Genomic DNA, 24,122 nt, shown 5'->3' with positions numbered 1-24,122 from the left:
GGACCAGGTGGACCAGGTGGACCAGGTGGACTGAGTGGACTGAGTGGACGAGTTGGACGCCGCGGATGCGGCAAAACAGTCGAATTGAGGGGGATATTTAGGTGTCGTCGGAGCCGTTGATTCCCAAGCATGGCGGGTATCGGAAGCTGAAGAGTTTTCAGATTGCGCAGTTGGTGTACGACGTGACGATGCGTTTCTGTGATCGTTTTGTGGATGCGAAGAGCCGGACTCGGGATCAGATGGTGCAGGCGGCGCGGTCGGGGGTGCAAAACATCGCGGAAGGGAGTCAGGCTTCGGGGACGTCGCGGAAGATGGAGTTGAAGCTGACGAGCGTGGCGCGGGCGAGTCTGGAGGAGTTGCGGCTGGACTATGAGGATTATCTGCGGCAGCGGGGACTGAAGTCGTGGGAACGGGGCGATCCGCGACGAGCGGAGTTGGTTGCGGCTCGGGCGCAATCGGCTGACGATGTGGCGGCGTGGGTGAAGGAGATTTGGGAGCGGGAGCGGAGAGAAGAGAATGAAGAAGGTGGGCGCAGTGGACTGAGTGGACGAAGTGGACAGGAGAAGATTGAAGATGCTGCCGGGCAGCGCGCTTCGGAAAAACCCGCAGGAGCACTGAAGTCAACTCGATCCAATAAGGCTGCCGCCTCCCCTGCTTCAACGGAAACCACAATGTCCGCGGTGTCGACTCCGTCCACCTCGTCCACCAAGTCCACTTCGTCCACAAAACCTACCCATTCCGAGATCGCGGCAAACGCCGCGCTCGTCCTGATCGCCGTAGCCTGCGGACTGCTCGATCGACAACTCGCTGCGCAGGCAGAATCCTTCAAAAAAGACGGTGGTTTCACTGAACGCCTCTATCGGATTCGCTCAGAGCAAAGGCAATCAAAACCGTAGTTTGTTGGGCACCGGGCCGGACTTACTTCACCTGCATCCCCATCTTGTCCAGCGGAAGCGGTTTGAAGCCTGCGACAATTACCGGCGAGTCCGCTTTCAGTGCGAAGTCAGTAGCCTTAGGGGTCTTGCCTTCGGCGAAGGCGTCGGGGGTGGCGAAGCCAGGATCGTCGTTGACGAAGTTCTTGGTGATGTCGACGTATTTCTTCGCGGTGTCGTCGACGTGATCCCAGGTTCCACGGACGCAAAGGTTGTTCTCCACCTTGTTGCCCTTGGGCGCGGCGGGTTCGTCTTCCCAGACGGTGAGGATTTCGGGGTAACGCTCTTTCCACGGGCTTTCTTTGAAGGGCACAGCATCGAGGCGTTCTTTCATCGTCGTGGGAACGGAGTCGGCAGCCCAGCCCATGGCGCGCGAATCGATATGCAACGCGGGGTTGCAGTCGACAAAAAGGTTGTTGGAGACGATGTTGTCGCGGCCGCCACCGATAAACGCGGCCATCGTGACCTTGTAGAACAGGTTGTCAGAGATGTTTGTGCCGCAGTACATGTCGTCGAGGTAGACGCCGACGCAGCCTTTGTTTTCGAATCCGCTGATGTCGTGCATGTAGTTGTAACGAATTTGCGTGCCGCGCATGGTCCAGTCGCGTCCGGCGTAGATCGCGCCCGCGTCGTTGGATTCGACGCATACGTGGTGGATCTCGTTGTATTCGATGATGTGGTCGTTGCCGCCAAATACAACGCCGATATGCGGGGCGTCGTGGATGAGGTTGTGCGTGGCGCGATTGCCGACGCCGTTCAGGGAAATGCCCGCATGATACATGCGATAGAATTGACCGTAGTCGTGAATGTGGTTGTTGTCGGCAAAGAGGTCCGACGGCGTTAGCGTGTTGCGATCACCGCCGGACAGGCTAATGCCGCCACCCGCCAAGTTGTACAAATGGCACCCGACAACGCCGTTACTCGTGCCGCCGGAAATGGAAACGGCGGCGGCGCCGACGTTGCGGACTGTGCACGATTCGATGCGAACACCGGTCCCGCCGGATACGTTTACCGGGGTCGCTCGCGAGGCTTCAAAAGTAAGCCCGCGCACGGTAACGTGGGAGGCTTCGTTCATTTGCAGCAGTGACTTCGTGACGGACACCGTGACCTTGGCTTGGGCGATATCGGAGGGGGGCCAAAAGTAGAGCACGCCCGTCTCACGGTCCAGATACCATTCACCGGGGGTATCGATCTCGGAGAGGAGATTGAACGCGTAGTACCACTGGCCGTTGCGATACCCGTAGCCGTGGTACGGCGGTTCGACTTCGATGATGTGTTTCTCGGTGTCGATGGATTTGATTTTGTGGCGCTGGTCGGACCAGTCCCAGAACCAGTAACCGTGCACCCATGCGTCCTTCTCTTTGCTCCAACGCTTGGGTTCGTCACCTTCGTAGGTCCATTTGCCAATCTTGTCGCCGACCGTTCCGCGTACATCGACCTTTTCGCCGCCGATCACTTCGACGATACGAACGAAATCGTTATTGGGCCAACGGGAAAGTGTCATGCGCTGGTCGTTGCAGAAGACCTCCATGCCGCCGCCGTCGGGGGAGCCGAAATCGGCGATTCCGAGTGCTTTCAAATCCGCCTCATAGACCTTTCCGCGCGCAGGTTCGGCGAGTTGTTCGAGGATGGCCGCATCGGAAACGGGCGTCCACGCTGTAACCGCTTTGCCGCCGGAGATGCGGACTTCCTGACCCTCTGCTGCCGTGTAGACAGTGGGAGCGGCTTCCGCGCCGGAGTCTTCCGAAGAAAGCTCAAGGGGTTGAGAGAGTTCATAAGTCCCCCCCGCTACTTGTACCGTCACACCTTTTTTGGAGGCCGTGCGCGCAGCATCGCGGGCTCGCTGCAACGTCGCGAAGGGGCCATCCGACTTTTCCGCGTTGGGCGCGGCAAGCGATCCAGACCACGCGTCATTGCCGTTTGGCGCAACGTAGAATGTGGTTTGGGCGAGCGCGAAGGATGAGCCCAACGCGGCAATCGCGAAGACGGTCAACGTGGCGAGTCTGTTTACGAGCATCGGTACCCCCTTAGACGTTCAGTGCCATGAGACTGAGTGAAGAGTATACAAGATAGCAGGGTTCGGACGCCGGTTCTTTCCGGATTGATCCGAAAGAGGCGGACAAGAATGTCCGCCCTTCGCGATTACGTGCGATGGCTGAGTCCGTCGTAGATCTCCGCGAGAATCTGCGGGACGTTGTAGCGATAGCACCATTGCGGGTAATGCGATTGGAAGCGGCGCACGTCGCTGATCCACCAGATGTGGTCGCCGGAGCGCGGTTCGTCGACGTAGGTCGTGTTCATCTTTTTGCCCGCGATTTCTTCGCATAGCCGGATGGCTTCGAGCATGCTGCAATTGCTGTGCGTGCCTCCGCCGATGTTGTAGACCTCGCCGGAGCGGGGGTTTTGGTGGAAATGCCAGAAGCATTCCACCAAATCGCTTGAGTGGATGTTATCGCGGACCTGCTTACCCTTATATCCGAAGATGCGGTATTCGCGTCCGGAGATCGCGCATTTCATGAGGTAAGAAAGAAATCCGTGCAGCTCAGCCCCGGAATGGCCCGGGCCGGTGAGACACCCTCCGCGAAAGCAGGCCGTCTTCATGCCGAAATAGCGCCCGTATTCCTGCACCATCACGTCCGCGGCGACCTTGGAGGCTCCGAAGATGGAGTGTTTGCTGGCGTCGATGGGCATGGTTTCGTCAATTCCGTATTGGGCGTAGGGATGATGCGGGGCGACATTCCAGCGGGTTTCGCCTTCGACAAGCGGCAGAGCGTTGGGCGTATCTCCGTAGACTTTGTTCGTCGATGTGAAGATGAAGGTCGCGGACGGACAATGCTTACGGGTCAATTCCAACAAATGGAGAGTCCCGAGTGCATTGACGCCAAAATCTGTGAGAGGTTCGCGAGCGGCCCAGTCGTGGCTGGGTTGTGCAGCGGTGTGGACGACAAGTTGGATGTCCGATCCATACGCAGAGAAGATGGCGTCCACGGATTGAATGTCACGAATGTCGACGGCGTAGTGGCGATACCCAGGAACAGTCTTAGACAAGGAGTCGGCGGCCCATCGTGTAGACGCGTCGTCTCCGAAGAAATAGGCGCGCATGTCGTTATCGATACCGACAGTATCGAATCCCTTCGCCGCAAAGGCGCGTACCGTCTCCGCGCCGATGAGACCCGCAGAGCCGGTAACGAGCGCAACTGCCATGGCGTGTCCCCCTCTGTGCAAGACCTGGGCAAGCGCCGGGATTGTCTCACGGGAGATGGGCAATCTCAAGAATCCGGTAGACAAGGCACTGCCCATGGGCAAGACCGCTGAGATACCAATCTGGAATCGCGCTGTCTGTGGCGTTACTCTCATTGCATGAAACTTCTGTGTGTCGTCAGCGCGTTGGATATCCAGTACCGGTATGGGTGCACGGCGGCGTGGTGGCAGTTCCTCAAAGGGTTGTGGGAACTGGGACACGACGTTATCGCGATCCCGTATCAGGGTGCCGCGTTCGAGAGCCCGTGGTGGCGCGCCTATCCGAATCCTTGCAGGGTGGAAGGCGACGCCTTCGCGCAAGTAAAGAAGTTCATGGGCGGCGGGGCTACGTCTACCCAGGGCGGCGTCAGTGCGGCGGTGACAAAGAGGCTGATTGATTCGTGGATTCGTCCGCGATGGGAATCTCAGTTGGTCGATATCGTGGGACAAGAGCGCGATATCGATGCGGTTATTGTATTCGGCGTTCCATTGAACCACTTCACGGGCATCGCGTCGCGTCTTCGTTCGAAGTATGGAACGCGCATGTTCTATTTCGATGGCGACGTGCCGGCGAGCCTTCCACGATTTCAGGGATTTGCGTCGGGGTTTCGGATTTATGAAGGCGCAGATCTCTCAGAGTATACGGGGTTCATGTGCAATTCGCAGGGAGGTTGCGCCGAGTTGCTGCAGATGGGCGCCCGAAGCGCGCAAGCGGTACATTGGGGCGCCGATCCGAGTTTGTACGAACCCATCGAATGCGAGCAAGACCGCGATGTGTTCTTCTACGGTATCGGCGCCGAGTATCGGGAGACGTGGATTGATGCACTCTTGACTCGGCCGAGTTTGAAGCTGACCGAGGTCACGTTTGCGGCGGGAGGCGGAGGATTTCCCGCCGAACTGGGCAGGGTGAGAATGCTCGGGTATGTCCCGTTTAACCGGCTTCGCCACGAATGCTGGCGCAGCCGAATCAACTTGAGTATCTCGCGCAGAACCCACGCGGAGTTGTTTGCGACGTCTACCGTGCGCCCCTTCGAATTGGCGGCCATGGGCTGCTGCATTGTGGGAAATCCGCACTCGGGGATAGAAACGTGGTTCGAGCCAGATAAGGAAATCATACTCGTTGGCACTGCAGAAGAGGCCATTGAGGCATATGAATGTCTATTGGCCGATCCGGCCCGGCGAAAAGCCATGGGTGAAGCGGCTCGAAGGCGGATACTCGAGTGCCACACGCACCGGCACCGGGCGGCCGACATCGTTCGGTGCGTTTTAGCGGCAGATTAAGTCGACAAGACTCTCGCGCCCACTCCTGTGCTATGCTGGATCAAAGGGAGCAGAAGCATGAAACGTTATTTCTTGTTGGCGGGCCTTGTTGCCGCATGCGCAGTGATACTTGGCCTGGGTCCGATTCCTGTGCGGGAACCAGTCGGCGTAGGAATCCTCTATCCTCCCAATGCAGCCCCGCTGCGCGCGGCGGTCGAACAGTACATGACCGAGGCCGACATCCCGGAGTTGCCTGCGCCGGTGGTCGCCGTGATAAGCCCCCACGCGAGTTTCCCGGCCAGCGGGGCCATTTCCGCAGCCGGTTTCAAATCGCTGAAGAAGGGGCAATACAGCAGGGTCGTCATTATCGCACCGGCCATGGCGTCCAAGTTTCGCGGCGGATCGATACCCGACGTGCAGTACTTTCGTACGCCCCTGGGCGATGTGCCGCTGGACGGACCCGCGATTCGCCGTCTGACGATGTCGAGCGTGATTGAACTACGGGCCGTCGTGTACCGGGCGGATGCGTATCTCGATCCGGATGTGCGGCGGGTGCCGTTGCACGAGAAGGAAACGGCTATTGAGTTGATGCTCCCCTTCCTGCAGGTCCAACTCGGAAAGTTCAAGCTGGTGCCGATCGTGTTTGGCGACTTTCCAGCGGTCCGTGGCGGGGGCATAGATGAGAAGCTGCTTGCGGCAGCAGCGCGCGCGATACGTCCCATTCTGGATGAGAACACGCTGCTTGTGGTCTGTTCGGACCTCACTCGCTATGGGGTAGTCCACAATTTTACGCCATTCAACGAGGATATCTTGAAGCACATCGGCGAGCTGGACATCGAAGCGATCAATGCCATTCAATCGATGGACTACCGCACGTTCATGGACTATCTCGAAAGGACCAAGAACCCCATATCGGGGGCCATGCCGATTGCGGTGATGCTTCAGCTTCTGCCGAAGTCCGCGCGCGGGATCTTGATGGGATACGATGTTTCGGGGCGTATGACAGGAAATCTCAAGGCTTCCGTCAGCTTCGCATCGATAGACTTTATTGATATAGAGCGGCCTCCATTTGAGGCGCCCGCTTCGGAGGTCACGCCAGCCGCGGAGGAATCCACCAGCGGCCCGTCACAAGCGGATGAAGCAAAGAAGGACACACAACCGGCCGAGAATCCGGCGTCCACCGTCAAAGAAGCGGAGGATGCACCTGATGAAACTCAGAAGCGAAACGTTCCTAACTAACGAAGAAGAACGGCTGCTGCTTCGGATTGCGCGCACGGCGTTGGAAACGTGGGTCCGGGAAGAGCGGCGTTTGGACCTTTCGGGGTATTCGCTCACACCAGCGCTGCGGGAAAGTCACGGCGCTTTTGTGACTTTGCGGCGCGGGGGCGAATTGCGGGGCTGTATCGGATATACGACGCACGGAGAACCTCTGGCCGAGGCCGTGCGCGACAACGCCATCAATGCCTCCAGCCGAGACCCGCGTTTCGATCCCGTGACGGAGGATGAACTGCCTGAAATCGTCGTGGAAGTCTCGGCGCTCTCGCATGGCGACACGCCTGACACGCCTTTCCGGCGCGTATCGGACATCTCCGAGATCGTGATTGGCCGAGACGGGCTATACATTGAGCGGCCGCCGTATCGTGGAGGCATTCTGCTACCTCAAGTGGCCACAGACCATGACTGGGACGTGGGGCAGTTTCTGGCGGCGGTCTGTCGAAAGGCGGGATATCCGGATAGGGCATGGGAGCTGCCTAACGCGAGACTGTATCGCTTTTCGGCACAGGTCTTCTCAGAGGCAGACCTTCAAGAAGAGGCGTAGACTTTTACACTGCGTTGCTGCGGCCCGAGTATTCAGCGCGAACCTTGCGTAAACGTGCCTTGATACCGGGATCGTACGCGGGATCGTGGCTGGTCCGCCATTTATCGATCAAGGCTTCGATGCGCGCATCGTAGGCTGGAACGTAATTGTTGAGAAGATACGTGATCTCGTTCTTGATGCGCTGGGCGTTGTTGTCGCCGCCTTCCGCGCACTTTATGAGCAGATTCTTGCGGCCCTTCTCGACCGCCTCACGGTAGGCTCCGTGACCGGTGCCCGCAAACTTCGCGCCGCTGACCGTCCTCTTCGCTTCTTGTCGAATCTGGGTCTTGTACTCGGACTTCTTCAAAGCACACATGGTCTTTAGCCTCCCATGCACTGCGCTTGTAGCACTGGATCGAGTCTAGCAAAACAACGTGTTCGTTTCATCACGCCCGTCTCGGCGAGTGGCAACCGCCACTACTCGCGAGATTAATGGCAAGTCTTGTTGAAACTGCTCACTGTGTTGTAAACTATTTCCTAGTGGAGAGATCGAGTCGCGCCGGGTGCGCGCGTGGGAAACCAGCGGGAGAAACCTACGGATGAAGACGCTTCAGGTCGGATTGGCGGCGCTGCTCGCCGTTGCGTCGTGCGGACTTGCATACGCGATAGAACCTAGTCACACAGGGCCTTACGGCAATCCAGAGGAACCGGCGACACGTCCCTACAAAGCAATGTGGCGCGGTTTGAAGGCATTGAAGTATCAGACCTGCAAAGGTGTCAAGGACGGCAATAACAAGGTCGAGTACGTTGGGTCTATCGAGGGATTTCGCGGAGTGCGCCGGGGTGTGGTCGAATTGGGTCATAGCACGTACTGGGGCATGGCCGGCACCTATCCCCCACCCGTTGACGCGGTATCGCCTTGGAACAAGCGCATCGATCAGGATCGCCGGTTAGCGGCTTTTGCAGATATTCCTACGACGGTCGGCATCATTGGGCTTGCGGGCGGCGGCGCCGTGGGCATGGTATTCGGCACGGGGGCCATTACCGTAGGCCAGAGTGAACTGGACCGTTCGGCCATGACGCCAGAGCAAAACGAAGCCGTGCTGGCAGCGGCGCGGGAAACTGCCAAACAGCAGTGGCACCCGCCCCAAGCCGGTGGCAATCGCAATGAAATGCGTCCGGAAGGACTGCGTTACGACCGCAGCACGGTGAAAGAGCCGAAGAAGCACGATATGAAGGGCGGCAGGAACATCAAGGGCAATCCCTATTCGGGCAACATGATCAAGAAGGCCCGCGATGGGAGCATTGCCGAGTAAATCTGGAACCGGAATCGTGACGGGAGGGTAAAGACCGAACGTCTCCGGCGGGAAGAATAACAAGCCGGGCGTCTGCACAGAACAGGCGCCCGGCCCTTTTTGTGGCAAAGCAACTTATTGTTTGGGTTGCGGGACGATCCCCTGGATCGCGTCGGGCTTCAGGATGCCCGAGAGCGCGTCGAATGGGACGACGACATCGAACGTTCCTTCCGCATAGGGGGCAACTGCATAGGGTTCAAACAAGAACAAAATGCCTGCGGGAGACAGGCTGAAGTGGCGCAGAGCCTCCCAATCCAGGCTGTCGACCATACCATCCACAACAAACCCCGCCTTTTGCTTCTTCAGGTCGGCGAGGCAGATTTCCGAAAGCTTGGTCAAGGCCGTATCCTGTGACGTGAACAGATCGGTGAGTTTGATGGGTTGCGGCGGGCCTTGTGGAGAGAGCCGAAGATTCAGAGTGCTGTACTGAGTCATTCCGTGGGCGCCGCCCGTAAATACGTAGGTGGTGAAAACAAGACTGACGAATTCGCCCGGCGTGTAGACCGATACGTCCGCGTCCACGTCGTACATGTTTTCAACCTGGAAAGACGGGTCGGCCGCCTTGCGGATTTCATCCACAAAGGCCTTGTGGGCTTTCTTCATATGGCTGGAGATTGCTTCGTTCAATGCGGCCTCGGAAGGGTCCTCAAACACGGGACATGCGAAGGAGCTTTCGATGGTGCTGCCCGAAATCTCGTCCTTCGTTTCTTCCAGTTTCTGATGGGCAAATCGCTGTAACGAGAACGGGGCCGACGACTTTCCATCGGCATCGGTCCACGTGCCCTCAAGTTTCTTACCGTCTTCCAACACATTTCCGGCGAATCGGCCCGTCTCCTTTTCGTCGACGGTTTCGGCTAGCGAGAAGCTGCCGTCGTCTTTCAGGGTTCCCGCCAATTCGAGCGGAATCTGCCGCTTGACATAGACGTAGGATCCGCTCACCTTTCCGTCGGAATTCATGATTTCCAGCAGTATCTGATTCGATTTGCCGATCTCGCCCCGGTAATAGGTGAGGTCAAAGTCAGCGGCACGCGCCATCGGACAGATAGCGAGAATCATCGAGACAAAGAACGTTGGAGCAATACGCGCAAACATACAGTCCTCCGATAAATGCATCTAAACGGCAGAGTATAGCACGAGGGGCAAACTGCACGGTAAGGACGCTAAAGCGGCGTGCGCTATACTTGGAAGATGCAGAGCCATTCCAGAGCAGAGATTACGCAGATAGTAAAAGACGCGGCGACGGATGCCGGGTTCGACGCGTGTGGGGTTGCGCTGGCCGGGGAAATAGACCCGGATAATCGCCTGGGAGAGTGGCTAAGGCTCGGGTACCACGCGGATATGAAGTGGATAGAAACCTCCCGAGAACTCCGCCAGAACGCACAGCTCAAACTGCCTGGTGCGCGCTCTGTGGTTGTGGTTGCGCGAAACTACTACTCCCCGCGCCCGACTCGCGAATCCCAAACGGGTTTGGTATCTCGGTATGCGTGGGGCCGGGATTACCACCGGGTCCTGCTGAAACCGTTGCGAGGGCTTGCGAAACGAGTCGCGGCGATGGCCGAAGGTGCGCAAACGTATTGTTGCATCGACAGCGGCCCGGTAATGGAGAAAGCATGGGCGGTGCGTGCAGGTCTGGGTTGGATGGGAAAGAACAGCCTGGTGTTGCGTCGCGACCTGGGGTCATGGTTCTTCCTGGGGATTATCCTGACGACCGTCGAACTGGAGCCGGATTCGCCCGCAGCCGACCAGTGCGGCCGCTGCAAGCTCTGCATCGATGCGTGTCCAACGGACGCAATAGTCCAGCCGCAGGTCGTTGATTCGCGGCGCTGTATTTCATACCACACCATTGAGAACCGTGGGGAAATCCCGAACGACATCGCGGCAAATAGCGCAGGATGGGTCTTTGGCTGCGACATTTGTCAGGAGGTCTGCCCATGGAATAAACGGGTCAAGCTGACCACCGAAAGCGAATTCCATGCGCGCGAAGGCCATGCGAATCCCAGTCTGCTGCATTTGGAGAATCTGACGGAAGACGAGTTCTTGGACGAGTTCGCGGGAACGCCCATCATGCGGGCCAAGTTGACGGGTATGCGGAGAAACGCACGAATGGTTCGCGAGCAGATTTCCAAGAAGAGCCGGCCAGTAGTGTGACCTAACACGCTTCTAGTGCAGGCGGCGCAATTTCCAGGACGACCAGAATTGGCACACGCTTCCCAGCGTTGACAAGAGACCAGAGACGTGTGGCAGGTACCGATCGTGACTGATTCGCGCCATGTAGCTGGCCATGAAGGACTCGTTCATGCCACTTCGAGCGTATTGCTCGCCTCTTCGTGTAGTTGCGTCACCACCGAGCATTCTTCGCTGCAAATGCTATCGCAAGGCCCCACCTGTACCCTATCGCAAGCGGGACGATTCGCTGTTGGCCGTGAACCTATCCCCTATGGTGCTCAGCATCCCCAAAGGGTCCGGGGAGGCGCGATAGCGCGCTGGTGAGAACCTCAACGATTAAGTCGTTTTGGCTCATTCCTTCCGCCTTGGCAGCAAGGCGGATCGCTTCGTACAAGTCGGCGGGTACTTTGATTGCCATTTTCCTCGTCTCGTACGGAGTGTCTTCTCGCAATGGCACAAACGAGCCGGCTCTCGGCTCGGCTTGCCCCGCGAAAAGCTCCCCCTGGGTCGGCGGTTCCGGCCGCAAGTGCGACAGGTCCGCATCCGGAAAGCACGTTTGCAGAACTTCGATGTTGGACATTCCCTCGTTGATCAACGTTTGAATGCGGCCACGTCCCCCTAGCATCCTGAGATTCCGGGCAATTCCCGCAGTAGTCATGGCATAGCCGCTCTTCTGAACAAACTCAACAGCGGCGATGCCCTCCAGTCCATGCCGGACGGCTTCAATGATCCGTTCCTGTTTGGAGTGGGTTTGCTTCATGGCGGACCCGGTACTCCTGGCTGCTCTTACGTAGCTGGAGTATAGTAAATTATTGACAAAAATGCAAGAGATTTCACGCGCGCGGTAGGGCACGCTGTATGGGATTACGGTCTGGAGCTGCAAACCGTACCAGTCAAGATGGATAGGGATGTCGATAGGATCTGAATAGGATTCGAGTGAAAGAAGACTATCCCGGCGTCAGCACGGTGCGATGTCCTCCTCGGACTGCACGGCTGCTCGCTTTCTCACAACCATCAGTGTTCCGGAGAGCAGAATCCCGGCGCCTGCCCATTGCGGAAGAGTCAGGGGAACGTCGTCAAGGAACAGGGCTGCCAACAAGTAAGTGAGCAATGGCGAGAGGATGTTGCAGCTACTACTGAAGGCTGCCCCGAGATATTTCTGTGCGAAATGGAACGAAGTGTGGGCGATGGCAATCGGTAAGAGTCCGGAGATGAACGTCAGAAAGAGGATCTGTCCGCTGGCTCTCGCGATGCACGAGGGCTCTCCGAATAGAAAGGCCGTAATTCCAGTACCCAGCGTAATGAAGATGGACAAGGCGGCGAACATGGGGATGGGGTGGCAATTCGTGACAAGGTGCTTAGCCCAAACCGCGTATGCTCCCCAACACAATGCTGGGATCAGCAACAAGGTGGCGGTTCCAAGTCCGATGGCGCCGGAGGTGTCTCTTCCTCCCGTAAGCACGACGGCCACTCCCACGAGACTCAGGGTAGTGCCGATCAGGTACAGAGGGCTTAGGATAACCGCTCGCTCTTCGTGAAAGAGCACGTAGCTGAAGAGGATGACAAAAATGACGCCAACTTGGACGATCAGTTGTGCGAGGGTGGCCGAGGCGCGGTAGCATCCGAGCGTCCAGGTAATCTGATGAGCGATATTGATGCAGGCAAGTCCCATCAGAGACAGCGGATTTCGCAGCAACGCGAAGAATTCACGGCGAAACCAGATCGTGCAGATCGCCACCAAGACCAAAGTCGCGAATAGATACCGAATGAATGCCTGCGAGTAGGGGTCGTATGCGTTTCGAAGCAGACGGATGAATACGGGGGCCAGCCCCCACGATGCGACCGCGACGATCAGGGACAAAAATGCGGGTATCTTCATCGAGTGCTTCACAATTGCTTCTTTCAGCCTATGGAACCAACATTATTCCGGTTCGGCAAATCCGGCCCGCAATCGACGCAATCGCGCCGATGCAAATTGCGGTCTATCCCCTGCGGTTGGACGTTCGCCACTCCGAATGGCCAGCAAACCAGAGATTGCATGAATCGGTGGCAATGGCGGCGCCAAGTGAGGAAGGTGACCGGATCGGCGGATTGTAGTGTCGCCGTCCTAGCTAGTCAACAGGCCTGTCCGGAATACATCGTCACGCAGGCCGTCCTATCTTGCTGGTATTGACATCCCGGACTTGCCGATGAACAATACGCCCGGTCGTGTGTGTCTGATGCAGCGTAATGACGAAAGGGAAGTTCCATTCATGTCTACCGGACAAGTCCTCTCGGCCACGTTCGGCGATGTACATGTCCTGAAGTTTGTGGGATCGATTGGCTACACGGACGAATGGACATTTCCGCTCAGCAAGTCGCTTCGTGCCTATGTCGACAACTTGTTCCAGACGCCGGCGCCAGGAAGCAGCGTGTTGATTGACCTGACGGAAGCGAAAGGAATCGACAGCACGAATCTGGGGCTGCTGGCGGAATTGGGGAAGCGCTGTAAGTCTGGGTTCGGTACCAAGCCGACAATTATTGCTCAGCAAGGACGGGTGCTGAATGTCCTTCAAACGATGAGCTTTCAGACGCTATTCACCATTCTGGACGTAGATACGCCTATTCGCGGCGAATTGGACTCGTTGCCTGACGTGCCGGACTCGCAGGTGGATGTTGCATTCATGATCCTCAACGCGCATAAAAATCTGGTTTCGCTCAGTGAATCCAACAAAGATCGGTTTCAGATTGTTGTCGAAGCGATCGAGGACGATTTACGACGCAAGGGCCGGCTGTAAGGCGCAGTTTACGCCGACGCAACAACGTACCTGCGCGAAGTGTGTACGTGCAAGACATGGAGACTGCGCCGTGAAGAACTCTCGTGAGCGCCTTCTGTTTATGGCGAGCTGCCTCCTCGCCGTCTTGGACTACGATACAACCGCAGGATCAAACGTGAGAATGCGATCGATAACCGTCTGTTGCTGATCTTTTGTCAGGTCGTTGTAGAACGGAAGGCGGACCATACGATCGCTGACTGATTCCGTAACCGGGCAGTCGCCCTTCTTCCCACCGAGTCGCACCCCCATGGCCGACGAGTGCAGCGGCAAATAGTGAAACACCGCGCTTATGTCTGCCTCCTTCAGGTGGTTGATGAACGCTGTGCGCACTTCAAGCGAGGGCATGAGCATGTAGAACATGTGATAGGACTGCTCGCAGTGGTCGGGAACGTGCATAAGCTTCACGCCGTGTCCGGCGGCCCACCCTGCCAAAGAGTCATGGTAGCGGTTCCAGATTTCTTGCCTGTATGCCTGAACGCGATCGCGGGCCTCAAGCTGCGCGTACAAGAATGCCGCCAAGATGTCGGAGGGCAGGTAGCTTGAACCTTTGTCGACCCATCCGTATTTGTTGACCAGGCCGCGATAGAACTGGCTTCGATCGGTACCCTTCTCGCGCAACACTTCGGCGCGCGCGACATCGGATTCCCTGTTGAGTAAAAGCGCGCCGCCTTCACCGCACGTGAAGTTCTTGGTTTCGTGAAAGCTCTGGATAGAGAAAGCGCCGAAGGTCCCGAGAGGCCTTCCGCGATAGCGCGCAAAGAGTCCGTGTGCATTGTCTTCCACGACAGGAACGCCATGGCGGCTAGCTATGTCCATAATGGTGTCCATTTCGCAGGCAACACCCGCGTAATGAACGGCTATGATGGCGCGCGTACTCGGCGTGATCGCCTGTTCAATGAGACGTTCATCAATATTGAGCGTGTCGGGACGAATGTCGACGAAGACCGGTCTCGCTCCATGGAGTACAAACGCATTGATCGTGGATACAAACGTGTAGGAGGGTACAATCACCTCGTCATCGATCGCGATATCAAGAAGAAGGGCAGCCAGTTCCAGCGCATGGGTTCCAGACGTCGTTAAGAGACACTTCGGCACGCCAAGCGCGCTCTCGATAAGGCGGCTACACTTACTCGTGAAAGGTCCATCGCCGGAAATATGGCCATTGCTGATACATTCGGAGACGTACTCTAGTTCGCGACCGAGAAACCCGGCACGGTTGAATGGGATGTACCGCAATTCGTGGTTACTCATGTAGCTCCAAGTCTAATTTCCAAAAGTTCAGTCTTGCTCACTTGTCCAATCTAGGCTACACAGTAGACTGACTCGCAGGCCGATGTCCACAACGCCGTATAGTATGGCGTTAGCGAGTATACGCTATAGGTTGTGTTTGGCGCGCAACGACCGTAGAATTATGGGCTAGTCCCGGTGCTTGTGCCGGGAGTGACGCAACGTGGTCAGGCGTGATGCGCTAAGTCACCACGAGCCCGTCATCCGCCAAGGCGCGTAACATTGAGACTTTCAACCGACAGCAACAAGGGCACAGGGATGAACGAGAAGCAACAGAAGACGCTCCTACTGGGTTGTGGCGTGGGATGCGGTGTCATCATATTGGTAGCAATAGTTCTGCTTATCGTCTCGATGATACTGTTTCCGCGTTTTCTTGAATCGAAAGCTCCGGCTATTGCCGAGAGTATCCAGCGAGACTATGCCGATTTAAAGACAGCAGGACGCGTGCCCGCGGAGAACGTTGCCGAATACGACGCATTGGCGAACCTGAGTACGGAAGCGAAGCCGGGCTTCTGGGGACTGCTTGTTATCAAGGCGGCGCTCGACAACCACTTGGCGGACGGCAAAGTGAGTGCCGATGAAAAGGCCGAGGCAGCAAAGCTGACGGAGTTCATGAAGGCGAACCCGGGAGCGGGTTTCTTCAAGATAAAGTCGTTCGTATCCGAGCATCCAGATCTGGAGGCGGGCATGGGACGTATCGATCCGTCCGCTCTGGGGTTGACTCCTTCGCGATAGCACGAGCAAGGCACTTGCGACATGCCGTAAGGTATCTCGCGAACGCACGGGATACGAGACTGTATCCAGTGTGTTTGTGAGAAGCCCGCTCTAGCGCCGCCAAAAAGCCGGTACGAAGAGCACGAGAATGGGAACCAGTTCAAGACGTCCCACGAGCATGGTCAAAGACAAGAAGAACGTTCCCGACGGCCCGATTAAATGAAAGTCACGAATGGCCCCGACGTGTTCGAGTCCGGGACCGCAATTGTTGATGCACGCCGCCATTGATGATACGGCGGATTCGAATGGCAAGCCCATGGCAGACATAAAAAGGCAACCGAAGCCGAACCAGAAGACGTAGAGACAGAGGAATTGCAGGGATCTGGTAACCACCGCATCGCTGACGACTTCACCGTTAATGCGCAGGGGCCGGACAGTCTTCGGACGGAATGTTGTCTCCAACCGCCAATAGCACAGTTTGGCGAACATCAATAAGCGCACAATTTTGAGTCCACCTGCGGTGGACCCCGCGCTTCCGCCCAGAATCATCACAACAATCAGGATCATGCGCGACAGATATGGCCAGCGATCAAAATCGTCTGTAATAAAGCCTGTATCTGTCATGCAGGATGCCACTTGGAAGGCTCCGACGCGAAGGGCATGACCAAAACCGTAGAACTGGCGCTCCGGCATGGGCTGGAATGACTCTCCCTGATCGGGGAATTGCCCCTGCAGCCCCATGAGGTTAAACGTAACCAATGCGGTGGCGACGATGAAGACTCCGATGAAAAGTCTCCATTCGGAGTCTTTTAACAGCGCTTTCCAGTCACCCAAATACATCGCGGCGAACAAACCGAAGTTTGTACCTCCGATCAGCAGGAATACAATGATTACAATTTCGATGGACAGGCTGTTAAAAGCGCCGACACTCATTTGGCGTGTGGAGTAGCCGCCCGTCGCCAATCCTGCAAAGGCGTGGCATAGGGCTTCATGAAAGTTCATTCCGGCAAACATCAGGGCAATGGTGTTCACGACTGTGAAGAAGAAGTAGATGTTGAAGATGATGAGAGCGCTTTGCCGGAAGCGAGGCACTACGAGACTGGCCGCGGGTCCTGTGGACTCGGATTTCACAATCAGTTTGCCACCCGCCCCGAAATAGGGAAGCACGGCGATAAACAGGATGACGATGCCAATGCCACCCAGCCAGTGTGTAAAGGCTCGCCAGAAGAGAATGCTCTTGTCAACCGCTTCGATGTCCGTAATGACGGTGGAGCCGGTCGTGGTAAAACCGGAGACGCTTTCGAAAAAGGCGTCGTTGAAACTGAGTATTCCGGCGAACACGAAAGGAAGGGCTCCGAGCACGCTGACGACGATCCATGTGAGCCCGACCAGTCCAATAGCTTCGCGCTCGAAAATTCGCTTAGGCGCGTTTCGACCGAAGTAGCGCAGGCCGTATCCGATGGCAATTGAAGTCGACATGGAAGCGACTAACGCTTCCAGGGCATGCCATTCGCCGTAGTAGACAGCCCACAACATAGAGAAGACCATGGACAGGCCAACGGCGATACAAAGGAGGCCCAAGTATTGAGACAGAATGCGATAGTTCATGCCCTGCCACTATTCATAGGTCGGCAACGTGCGAGCTAAACCGCAGTGACGAGGACGACCTTGCCGGTGCTCTTCCTCTCTGCCACAAACTGCTGCGCCTGCGCTGCCTCCGCAAGAGGGAACACATGCCGCGTGATGATCTTGAGCTTGCCTTCGGCGAGCCACTTCTCCAGATCTTGAACGGCGTTAAACATGGCTTCGGGATCGGGAACGTAGGCCATCAGATGAAACCCTGACACCGTAAAATTGTTGGTGAGCAATTGAAGCGTCGTCACGGTATTGGGCTGCTTTCCAGCCAAGCCAAGTGTCACCAGCCTGCCGCGTGGCTTGAGGCAGCGCAGGCTCTTGTCAAAGATCTCGCCACCGATCGATTCGACGATCAGGTCACACCCCGCCCCGCCGGTGATGCGCTTGGCTTCCGCCGCGAAGTCGCGCTTCGAATAATTGATAGGGAAATCGCACCCTAATTCTTCGAGCAGTTGGCACTTCTCGTCGGTGCTGCACGTACCGAGGACCTTCGCCCCGAGATTCTTGGCGATCTGCACCATGAGCGTCCCCAGTCCGCCCGCGGCAGCTTGAAGCAAGACGAACTGACCTTCTTTCACTCTCGAAAGCGTGACCAGAGCGTGATATGCCGTGAGGTATTGGCAGGGAATCGCGGCAGCTTGAGGGAAGTCAAGGGAGGCCGGTTTTGGCATAATCCGCGACGCTTCAGTGACCACGTACTCGCTGTAGCCATTCTCGCAGAAGCCGCACACAGCGTCTCCAATGTTCCATTGGGTGGCGTCGGCTCCGACTTCATCGATAACGCCAGCCACTTCGAATCCCGCGCCGTACGGTGGCTTGGGCCCGTTCGGGTATAGTCCTTCCCGCTGCATGATGTCCGCATAATTGAGACCGCATGCTTCCACCTTGATCCGGACCTGCGATGCATTAGGCTCCGGCAGGGGCACATCGGTCACTTTCAAGACATCCGGACCGCCGAACTTGGTTACAACGACACTTCGCATGATGCATCATTTCCCGGGTTTTGGTTTCGGTTTCTTGGACACAGGCGAGAGCTGCCGCTTCGCCCACGACTATACCACACCGGCACACACCGGCTCATATCAAATGTCATCGATTCGGCCCCGGACTATGTTCAGGGCCAAGAACTCCGCAGCAAAACCTTCGCCTTTCGGACTGCACGCGTAGACGCCGCAACGGACGTTCGCCCCCTTGCGATCATCGAGCAAACGAGCAAGCCGAATTTGGGACCAGGAACCTGAGCCCGCCGAGGCATCCACGATATAGTCCACACCCTCTCGGCGTACGCGCAGCCGGACTTCGCGGCAATCTTCCGGAAAATCCTGCGTGGACCAATCCGAGTAGCCGCTGTTGGTTACGACCGCGCCCAGGCGGTTTGGTCCACCCGGTTCGTACTCAACAGAAGTCTTCAGCCAGCACGACGGCGAGAACCACACCATAAGCCCTGCTTGATCGTACTGATTCGCGGGGTGAAATCGCACCTCCGTCGTCATGACGAAATCCGTATTGACCGTTGTGTAGAGAAAATGACCGTTGTCGGCGGAGAAGCCATAATGGGTTTGCTGCCAGAAATCCGTTTGGGCGTCGGGACGTATGCGAAGACAATTTTCCGCCTCATCGATTTCCCAGCGGTTGGGTTCGCAGTACCACGTCAGCAACTCCGAGAGATGCGAAGAACGGAAAAACTCATCGAGGACAACTTCACGCATGGCGTAACTCCGGTTAGTGCATTAACGCGGCAACACGCGGCAACGTCTGACCGCAGGGTCCTTCAAGAAACACGTCGGTTACCGTCTCGGTGAACTCCGTAGGCTCAAGATTGGCCTCGATAATCAACGCGCCATTCCGTTTCGCGGCGAATGGCAGCCCCGCCGCCGGATACACTTGAGCCGACGTACCAACCACCACAAGAACATCGCAGACTTGAATCAGCGCTTCGGACTCGTACATGGCGTCCGGCGGAATGCCCTCGCCAAACATGACGACGTCAGGTTTCATGAGCCCTTGGCAAAGAACGCAATGGGGCGGATGCTTACCGGTCGTAGTAACGTCGAAGGTCTTTCGGGCGCGGCACTCCAGGCACACAAGCTCACGGAGACTTCCGTGATATTCGATCACGCGGCGACTTCCCGCCGCCTGATGCAGACTGTCGATGTTCTGGGTAATGATAGCCTGGATCTTGCCCGAAGACTCAAGTTGCGCCAGCGCCGAATGTCCGGCGTTGGGATTGCATCCATGCAGCGAAGCACTCAATTCGCACCAGAATGCCCATACACGATCGGGATCACGCAGATAGGCGTCGATACTGGCGAAGATCTCCGGCGGATACTTCTTCCAAATCCCGTCCGCGCCGCGGAACGTGGGTATCCCACTTTCAGCGGACATGCCTGCCCCGGTCACCGCAACGCCGCGCTTTGCATGCCGAAGCGCCTCCGCGGCCCTTTCGACGGAAGTGGTCATACGACCGGCTCGATGCGCTCCGTGCCGTTCATGTAAGGTCGCAACACCTCGGGAATCACAACCGAACCGTCGGCTTGCTGGTAGTTTTCAAGTACGGCAATCAGCGTGCGACCTACGGCCAGCCCGGACCCGTTCAGGGTGTGCACAAACTCAGGTTTCTTCTCACGGCGACACCTTATGTTGGCACGGCGCGCCTGGAAATCGGTGCAGTTGGAGCAGGAACTAATCTCACGGTAGCACTGTTGGCCTGGAAGCCAGACCTCCAGGTCGTAGGTCTTTGCGGAGCAGAAGCCCATGTCGCCGGTGGAGAGTGTGATCACCTGGTATGCGAGACCCAGAAGCTGCAGAATCACTTCGGCATTGCGCGTTAGGGATTCGTGCTCGTCGAAAGAGGTATCGGCCGTGGTGAACTTGTACAGCTCTACTTTGTCGAATTGGTGTTGGCGCAACATGCCGCGGGTGTCTTTGCCGTAGGAACCCGCCTCGCTGCGGAAGCATGGGGTGTACGCAACATACTTGCGAGGCAATGTACTCGCATCAAGTATCTCTTCCCGATGGAGATTCGTGAGCGGGACTTCCGCCGTAGGTACAAGCCACAGATCGCGCCCTCTCACCGTGAATGCCTCTTCGGCGAACTTGGGAAGTTGGCCCGCTCCTTCCATGCTACTCCCAAGCACCATGAAGGGTGGGAGTATTTCCGTGTATCCGTGTTCGCGGGTGTGCACGTCGAGCATGAAGCTGGTGAGGGCGCGTTCGAGGCGCGCGCCGGCGCCCTTCAGTACCGTGAAACGCGCGCCGGATACCTTCGCCGCGCCTTCGAAATCGAGAATGCCCAACTTTTCGCCGAGTTCAACGTGATCGCGCGGCTCGAAATCGAAGGAAGGGGGTTCTCCCCACTTTCGCTCAAGACGATTGGCACTCTCGTCGGGACCCACAGGGACCGATTCATGCGGGATGTTCGGAATAATCAGCAACTGCTCGCGAAGTTGCGTGTCCAGTTCGCGAACGCGCTCGTCTTTCTCCTTGATCGCATCGCTGACCTTCTTCATCGCCGCGATGGCTTCGGTCGCGTCTTGTTTGGCGCGTTTGAGCTTCGCGATTTCTTCCGATTCGCGGTTCTGCTCGGCGCGAAGTTGCTCGACCTCGTAAAGGACCTCACGCCGCTTGGCGTCCACTTCGAGAATCGCGTCCAAATCAAGCGGAGAGCGCCGGTTCTGCAACGCCTTTCGCAGCGTCTCACAGTCTTCGCGCAATAATTTCACGTCTATCATGCGGCAGTTTTCCTAGATTGTCCTTATGAATCCGCGAACCATGCACATTGCAGGCGGCGCGGCGTACAGATGAGCCTATCGCGATCCCCGTACAATTGAGAGGATGCGATCCAAGTCGTCCAGCGAGTAATACTCGATTTCGATCCGTCCCTTGCCAGCCCGGTCGGCATTGGGATGAATAGAGACGCGTGTGCCAAGGCTACGCCGCATCTCATCTTCCAGCGCGGCCACGTGCGGGTCACGCGAGGCCGGTTTGCTGGATGCTTTCGGCTTGGGAGGCGCGGCCAAGCGCTCCACTTGCCGTACGGAGAGGCCCTGTTCGACGACGGCGCGCGCCGCGGCGCTCTGCGCTTTGGGCGATTCGAGCGCCAGGATTGCACGGGCGTGTCCCATCGAAATTTTGCCCTCGGCGACACTGCGCTGCACGTCTGCAGGCAAATTGAGCAAACGCAAGGTGTTCGCAACCGTTGCGCGCTTCTTGCCGACGTGCTCGGCCATCTCTTCCTGGGTCCAGCCGAATTCGTGCATCAGGGCCTTGTAACCCTCGGCCAACTCAATCGCGTTCAGGTCCTCGCGCTGGATGTTCTCGATGAGTCCCAGCTTGAGCATGTCGGAATCGGACACATCGCGCGCGATGGCGGGAATTGTCGCCAATTCGGCCATGATGCTGGCGCGAACGCGGCGCTCGCCGCTGACCAGCTCATACTCGCCGTTTCGGAAACGGACAATAATGGGTTCCACGACGCCGTCTTCGCGGATCGAATCGGCCAATTCCTGCAGGGCTTCTTCGTCGAATTCGCGGCGCGGCTGTTTGGGATTGGGCTTGATGGCGTGCGGGTCGAGCTGCAGAACGCGTTCACCGGCTGCCGTTGCGGCTGCATCTTCTTGCGCGGCTTCGGAGGCTGGCGCCGGTTCCGAGATACCGCCAATGAGCGCCCCAAGTCCTCGGCCTAAGCCGCCGCGTTTCGGTTTAACCACGGGATATCACCTCCCTCGCCAACGCCAGATAGGCCACCGCACCCGGGGACTTCAGGTCGTAGAGAATGACCGGCTTCCCGAAACTGGGCGCTTCGCTCAAGGTGACATTGCGCGGTATTACGGTCTGATACACCTTGTCCCCGAGATGTGCACGAACATCGTCCACCACCTGCTTCGACAGATTCGTATGTTGATGCATGGTGAGCAGGACTCCTTCGACCTTCAGCGACGGGCTCAAGCGATCCCGCACAAGCTTGATGGTCTGGAGCAATTCGCTAAGCCCTTCCAGCGCGAAGTATTCGCACTGGAGGGTAATCATGACGCCGCCCGCGGCAACGAGTCCGTTAACCGTAAGCAAGCTCAGCGACGGCGGACAATCGATAAAGATGAAGTCGTACTCGTCCTTCAGGGGTTCCAGACAACTGCGGAGACGGTATTCGCGGCCGTCCACTTCAACGAACTCAACCTCGGCACCCGCCAACTGGCGGTTCGAAGGTGCAATGAACAGGTTTTCCATTTGCGTCGGGACAATCACGTCGCGCATGGAAACGTGATCGACCATGGCTTCGTAGACCGTGTGTTGCAGGTCGTTCTTGCCCACGCCAAGGCCGCTCGTTGCATTTCCTTGCGGATCGATGTCGACCAGCAAGACACGACGTCCCGCCGCGGCCAAGCACGCCGACAGGTTTACCGACGTCGTCGTCTTGCCCACGCCACCTTTTTGATTGGCTACTGCAATGACTCGTCCCATTGCCCCGACTGCAAGAATGGTAGAAGGGAACCCCGTTCCCCGAAACGCATAGCGCCGCCCCGTCCGCGTGAAATCGCGGACACAACACGCTTTAAGCCGCGTATGATACGTAGCGATCCGCAAGCAAGTCAATCGGATTAGGGGCAGGAATCACGCAGGGAATGGGCTCCGCGAAGAAGGATGGAGGATTGCTCTGGAGAATCTGCGATATCACGGAGAAATACAAGAAAAGCCGGATCATGCAAACCGGTATTCGCTTGCGGCACAGCGGCCAATGACCGGCGGATTGCGGAAAGCGACACCGTGGCGCTGTGTCGCCGTATTCGTTACTATAGAGACGGGGGTGATGAAATATGATGCGTACGTTGGCCGTGACCTCGCTTTGCATGGTGTGCCTTGGCGTAGTCGCCTTCGCGCAAGACACCGGGGTTGCTCCCGGTGAACTGGATGGATTGCGAGCTGCAATAGCCGATCTGAAGCAGTGCTCTCCGAATTCCTACCCACGGGGTGACGAGTTCCTTGAACAAGTCGACTCATTGACGAAACACAAAGCTTCGAAACAGCGAAGTGAGTTTGCGCGACTTCAACGCGAGGCCCTGCTTGGCAATCCTCTGTTGACGGCCTCTCCCCTGCTCTTCGTGTCGCGCCCGCAATATAAGCCGGATCACCACAACACCGAGACGATGTTCCAGACGGGTGAAATCAACACGGGGAGCTTTGTGGGGGGTGGCGCGCTCAAAGTACTCGAAGTACAGACGGGTGAAGTGCGCACACTCGTGGACGTGCCCGCTGGAATTGTTCGCGACCCGGAAGTGGATTTCGACGGTTCGAAGATCGTCTTTTCGATGCGAAGGGACATCCAGGACGACTATCACATCTACGAGGTCGACGCCGACGGTTCCAATCTGCGCCAATTGACGTTTGCGCCGGGTGTATCCGACATCGATCCGCTGTATCTGCCCGACGGCAGCATCGCGTTCTCGTCCACGCGCGAACCCAAGTATTGCATGTGCAACCGGCACATCATGGCCAACCTCTATCGCATGGAGCGCGACGGGGCGAACATCGTTCAAATCGGGAAGAGCACGTTGTTCGAGGGGCACGGCGCGCTGATGCCCGACGGGCGAATTCTGTACAACCGCTGGGAGTACGTGGACCGCAATTTTGGCGACGCGCAAGGATTGTGGACCGTCAATCCGGACGGAACCAACCACGCTCTCTATTGGGGGAACAATACGGAATCGCCCGGGGCTGTGCTGAATGCACGGGCTATCCCTGGAAGCGAGCGCGTGTTGTGTGTGTTTGGCTCTTGCCATGACCGGCCTTGGGGCGCGATCGCGATCATCGACCGGCGATTGGGCATGGACCTGCGCCCCCCGGTCATTCGGACGTGGCCGGCAAGTGCGATTGAGCTTGTCGGCGAGGGCGATCAGTCGCGGTTCAATATCGACACCTTCAC

At 57.4% G+C, this 24,122-nt stretch carries 23 protein-coding genes; 9 read left to right on the top strand and 14 right to left on the bottom strand.

Going from position 1 to position 24,122, the window contains the following annotated elements; all coding sequences use genetic code 11:
• Positions 1-101 precede the first annotated feature (101 nt).
• Positions 102-896, top strand: coding sequence for a four helix bundle suffix domain-containing protein (locus K1Y02_15735; GenBank protein MBX7257813.1), 795 nt, complete (start codon positions 102-104; stop codon positions 894-896).
• 22 nt (positions 897-918) lie between these two features.
• On the opposite strand, the gene K1Y02_15730 is transcribed toward K1Y02_15735, so the two are convergent.
• Both K1Y02_15730 and K1Y02_15725 read right to left on the bottom strand, forming a co-directional pair.
• Positions 919-2,949, bottom strand: coding sequence for a right-handed parallel beta-helix repeat-containing protein (locus K1Y02_15730; protein ID MBX7257812.1), 2,031 nt, complete (start codon positions 2,947-2,949; stop codon positions 919-921).
• 125 nt (positions 2,950-3,074) lie between these two features.
• The gene (locus K1Y02_15725; GenBank protein ID MBX7257811.1) at positions 3,075-4,136 is read right to left on the bottom strand and encodes an NAD-dependent epimerase/dehydratase family protein; all 1,062 of its coding nucleotides are present in this window, start codon (positions 4,134-4,136) and stop codon (positions 3,075-3,077) included.
• A 156-nt stretch (positions 4,137-4,292) separates the two neighbouring features.
• Between K1Y02_15725 and K1Y02_15720 the strand changes: the two genes are divergently transcribed.
• Genes K1Y02_15720 through amrA form a run of 3 tightly spaced genes read left to right on the top strand, consistent with a single transcriptional unit; the run spans position 4,293 to position 7,251 of the window.
• Complete coding sequence (locus K1Y02_15720) at positions 4,293-5,453, top strand: glycosyltransferase (protein MBX7257810.1); 1,161 nt, start codon at positions 4,293-4,295, stop codon at positions 5,451-5,453.
• Between the two features lie 57 nt (positions 5,454-5,510).
• On the top strand, positions 5,511-6,671 hold the full coding sequence (gene amrB / locus K1Y02_15715; GenBank protein MBX7257809.1) for an AmmeMemoRadiSam system protein B: 1,161 nt from the start codon (positions 5,511-5,513) through the stop codon (positions 6,669-6,671).
• Positions 6,640-7,251 carry an AmmeMemoRadiSam system protein A gene (gene amrA, locus K1Y02_15710; protein ID MBX7257808.1) on the top strand — a complete coding sequence of 204 codons (612 nt, stop codon included), beginning with the start codon at positions 6,640-6,642 and terminating at the stop codon, positions 7,249-7,251. Before amrB ends, amrA begins: the two co-directional genes overlap by 32 nt.
• Before the next feature lie 4 nt (positions 7,252-7,255).
• On the opposite strand, the gene K1Y02_15705 is transcribed toward amrA, so the two are convergent.
• Positions 7,256-7,606, bottom strand: coding sequence for a hypothetical protein (locus K1Y02_15705; GenBank protein ID MBX7257807.1), 351 nt, complete (start codon positions 7,604-7,606; stop codon positions 7,256-7,258).
• Positions 7,607-7,829: 223 nt separating this feature from the next.
• On the opposite strand from K1Y02_15705, the gene K1Y02_15700 reads away from it, so the two are divergent.
• Positions 7,830-8,546 carry a hypothetical protein gene (locus tag K1Y02_15700; protein ID MBX7257806.1) on the top strand — a complete coding sequence of 239 codons (717 nt, stop codon included), beginning with the start codon at positions 7,830-7,832 and terminating at the stop codon, positions 8,544-8,546.
• A 114-nt stretch (positions 8,547-8,660) separates the two neighbouring features.
• Here K1Y02_15700 and K1Y02_15695 read toward each other — a convergent pair whose 3' ends face one another.
• Positions 8,661-9,677 carry a DUF3298 and DUF4163 domain-containing protein gene (locus K1Y02_15695; GenBank protein ID MBX7257805.1) on the bottom strand — a complete coding sequence of 339 codons (1,017 nt, stop codon included), beginning with the start codon at positions 9,675-9,677 and terminating at the stop codon, positions 8,661-8,663.
• A gap of 96 nt (positions 9,678-9,773) precedes the next feature.
• Between K1Y02_15695 and queG the strand changes: the two genes are divergently transcribed.
• Positions 9,774-10,733 (top strand): tRNA epoxyqueuosine(34) reductase QueG, encoded by a 960-nt coding sequence (gene queG, locus K1Y02_15690; GenBank protein ID MBX7257804.1) that lies wholly within the window; start codon positions 9,774-9,776, stop codon positions 10,731-10,733.
• Between the two features lie 280 nt (positions 10,734-11,013).
• On the opposite strand, the gene K1Y02_15685 is transcribed toward queG, so the two are convergent.
• Entirely contained in the window at positions 11,014-11,511 is a 498-nt protein-coding gene (locus K1Y02_15685; protein ID MBX7257803.1) for a hypothetical protein, read from the bottom strand.
• Between the two features lie 198 nt (positions 11,512-11,709).
• The gene (locus K1Y02_15680) at positions 11,710-12,642 is read right to left on the bottom strand and encodes a DMT family transporter (protein MBX7257802.1); all 933 of its coding nucleotides are present in this window, start codon (positions 12,640-12,642) and stop codon (positions 11,710-11,712) included.
• 361 nt (positions 12,643-13,003) lie between these two features.
• On the opposite strand from K1Y02_15680, the gene K1Y02_15675 reads away from it, so the two are divergent.
• Positions 13,004-13,528: an STAS domain-containing protein gene (locus tag K1Y02_15675; protein ID MBX7257801.1), complete on the top strand. Its 525-nt coding sequence runs from the start codon at positions 13,004-13,006 to the stop codon at positions 13,526-13,528.
• A 129-nt stretch (positions 13,529-13,657) separates the two neighbouring features.
• Here K1Y02_15675 and rffA read toward each other — a convergent pair whose 3' ends face one another.
• A complete protein-coding gene (rffA, locus tag K1Y02_15670; protein MBX7257800.1) occupies positions 13,658-14,818 on the bottom strand; it encodes a dTDP-4-amino-4,6-dideoxygalactose transaminase in 1,161 nt (386 codons plus the stop codon).
• 294 nt (positions 14,819-15,112) lie between these two features.
• Between rffA and K1Y02_15665 the strand changes: the two genes are divergently transcribed.
• Complete coding sequence (locus K1Y02_15665) at positions 15,113-15,589, top strand: hypothetical protein (protein MBX7257799.1); 477 nt, start codon at positions 15,113-15,115, stop codon at positions 15,587-15,589.
• Between the two features lie 90 nt (positions 15,590-15,679).
• On the opposite strand, the gene K1Y02_15660 is transcribed toward K1Y02_15665, so the two are convergent.
• The 7 genes from K1Y02_15660 to K1Y02_15630 form a co-directional block, all read right to left on the bottom strand.
• Positions 15,680-17,176: a TrkH family potassium uptake protein gene (locus K1Y02_15660; protein MBX7257798.1), complete on the bottom strand. Its 1,497-nt coding sequence runs from the start codon at positions 17,174-17,176 to the stop codon at positions 15,680-15,682.
• A 35-nt stretch (positions 17,177-17,211) separates the two neighbouring features.
• Positions 17,212-18,186 (bottom strand): NADPH:quinone oxidoreductase family protein, encoded by a 975-nt coding sequence (locus K1Y02_15655; protein MBX7257797.1) that lies wholly within the window; start codon positions 18,184-18,186, stop codon positions 17,212-17,214.
• 99 nt (positions 18,187-18,285) lie between these two features.
• Positions 18,286-18,912, bottom strand: a complete 627-nt coding sequence (locus K1Y02_15650; protein ID MBX7257796.1) for a DUF1349 domain-containing protein — start codon at positions 18,910-18,912, stop codon at positions 18,286-18,288.
• 13 nt (positions 18,913-18,925) lie between these two features.
• Positions 18,926-19,663, bottom strand: coding sequence for an NAD-dependent deacylase (locus K1Y02_15645; protein ID MBX7257795.1), 738 nt, complete (start codon positions 19,661-19,663; stop codon positions 18,926-18,928).
• The gene (gene serS, locus K1Y02_15640; protein MBX7257794.1) at positions 19,660-20,934 is read right to left on the bottom strand and encodes a serine--tRNA ligase; all 1,275 of its coding nucleotides are present in this window, start codon (positions 20,932-20,934) and stop codon (positions 19,660-19,662) included. Before serS ends, K1Y02_15645 begins: the two co-directional genes overlap by 4 nt.
• A gap of 75 nt (positions 20,935-21,009) precedes the next feature.
• Positions 21,010-21,912 carry a ParB/RepB/Spo0J family partition protein gene (locus K1Y02_15635; protein MBX7257793.1) on the bottom strand — a complete coding sequence of 301 codons (903 nt, stop codon included), beginning with the start codon at positions 21,910-21,912 and terminating at the stop codon, positions 21,010-21,012.
• Positions 21,905-22,663, bottom strand: coding sequence for an AAA family ATPase (locus tag K1Y02_15630; GenBank protein ID MBX7257792.1), 759 nt, complete (start codon positions 22,661-22,663; stop codon positions 21,905-21,907). The genes K1Y02_15635 and K1Y02_15630 overlap by 8 nt, the downstream gene beginning before the upstream one ends.
• A gap of 353 nt (positions 22,664-23,016) precedes the next feature.
• Here K1Y02_15630 and K1Y02_15625 point away from each other — a divergent pair.
• Positions 23,017-24,122 (top strand): hypothetical protein (locus K1Y02_15625; protein ID MBX7257791.1); only part of this gene is annotated, 1,106 nt, incomplete at its 3' end.

Source organism: Candidatus Hydrogenedentota bacterium (genome assembly GCA_019695095.1).
GTDB lineage: Bacteria > Hydrogenedentota > Hydrogenedentia > Hydrogenedentales > SLHB01 > JAIBAQ01.
The sequence above is the reverse complement of the archived record's forward strand: the minus strand, read 5'-3'. Positions and strand labels throughout refer to the sequence as shown.

Bases quoted from the DNA above. Each gene is read 5' to 3' on its own strand.
- K1Y02_15730 (MBX7257812.1), bottom strand. From the start codon at position 2,949: ATGCTCGTAAACAGACTCGCCACGTTGACCGTCTTCGCGATTGCCGCG.
- amrB (MBX7257809.1), top strand. From the start codon at position 5,511: ATGAAACGTTATTTCTTGTTGGCGGGCCTTGTTGCCGCATGCGCAGTG.
- K1Y02_15655 (MBX7257797.1), bottom strand. From the start codon at position 18,186: ATGCGAAGTGTCGTTGTAACCAAGTTCGGCGGTCCGGATGTCTTGAAA.
- K1Y02_15630 (MBX7257792.1), bottom strand. From the start codon at position 22,663: ATGGGACGAGTCATTGCAGTAGCCAATCAAAAAGGTGGCGTGGGCAAG.
- K1Y02_15685 (MBX7257803.1), bottom strand. From the start codon at position 11,511: ATGAAGCAAACCCACTCCAAACAGGAACGGATCATTGAAGCCGTCCGG.
- amrA (MBX7257808.1), top strand. From the start codon at position 6,640: ATGAAACTCAGAAGCGAAACGTTCCTAACTAACGAAGAAGAACGGCTG.
- K1Y02_15705 (MBX7257807.1), bottom strand. From the start codon at position 7,606: ATGTGTGCTTTGAAGAAGTCCGAGTACAAGACCCAGATTCGACAAGAA.
- serS (MBX7257794.1), bottom strand. From the start codon at position 20,934: ATGATAGACGTGAAATTATTGCGCGAAGACTGTGAGACGCTGCGAAAG.
- K1Y02_15725 (MBX7257811.1), bottom strand. From the start codon at position 4,136: ATGGCAGTTGCGCTCGTTACCGGCTCTGCGGGTCTCATCGGCGCGGAG.
- K1Y02_15675 (MBX7257801.1), top strand. From the start codon at position 13,004: ATGTCTACCGGACAAGTCCTCTCGGCCACGTTCGGCGATGTACATGTC.
- K1Y02_15695 (MBX7257805.1), bottom strand. From the start codon at position 9,677: ATGTTTGCGCGTATTGCTCCAACGTTCTTTGTCTCGATGATTCTCGCT.
- K1Y02_15700 (MBX7257806.1), top strand. From the start codon at position 7,830: ATGAAGACGCTTCAGGTCGGATTGGCGGCGCTGCTCGCCGTTGCGTCG.
- K1Y02_15660 (MBX7257798.1), bottom strand. From the start codon at position 17,176: ATGAACTATCGCATTCTGTCTCAATACTTGGGCCTCCTTTGTATCGCC.
- rffA (MBX7257800.1), bottom strand. From the start codon at position 14,818: ATGAGTAACCACGAATTGCGGTACATCCCATTCAACCGTGCCGGGTTT.
- K1Y02_15645 (MBX7257795.1), bottom strand. From the start codon at position 19,663: ATGACCACTTCCGTCGAAAGGGCCGCGGAGGCGCTTCGGCATGCAAAG.
- K1Y02_15720 (MBX7257810.1), top strand. From the start codon at position 4,293: ATGAAACTTCTGTGTGTCGTCAGCGCGTTGGATATCCAGTACCGGTAT.
- K1Y02_15665 (MBX7257799.1), top strand. From the start codon at position 15,113: ATGAACGAGAAGCAACAGAAGACGCTCCTACTGGGTTGTGGCGTGGGA.
- K1Y02_15650 (MBX7257796.1), bottom strand. From the start codon at position 18,912: ATGCGTGAAGTTGTCCTCGATGAGTTTTTCCGTTCTTCGCATCTCTCG.
- queG (MBX7257804.1), top strand. From the start codon at position 9,774: ATGCAGAGCCATTCCAGAGCAGAGATTACGCAGATAGTAAAAGACGCG.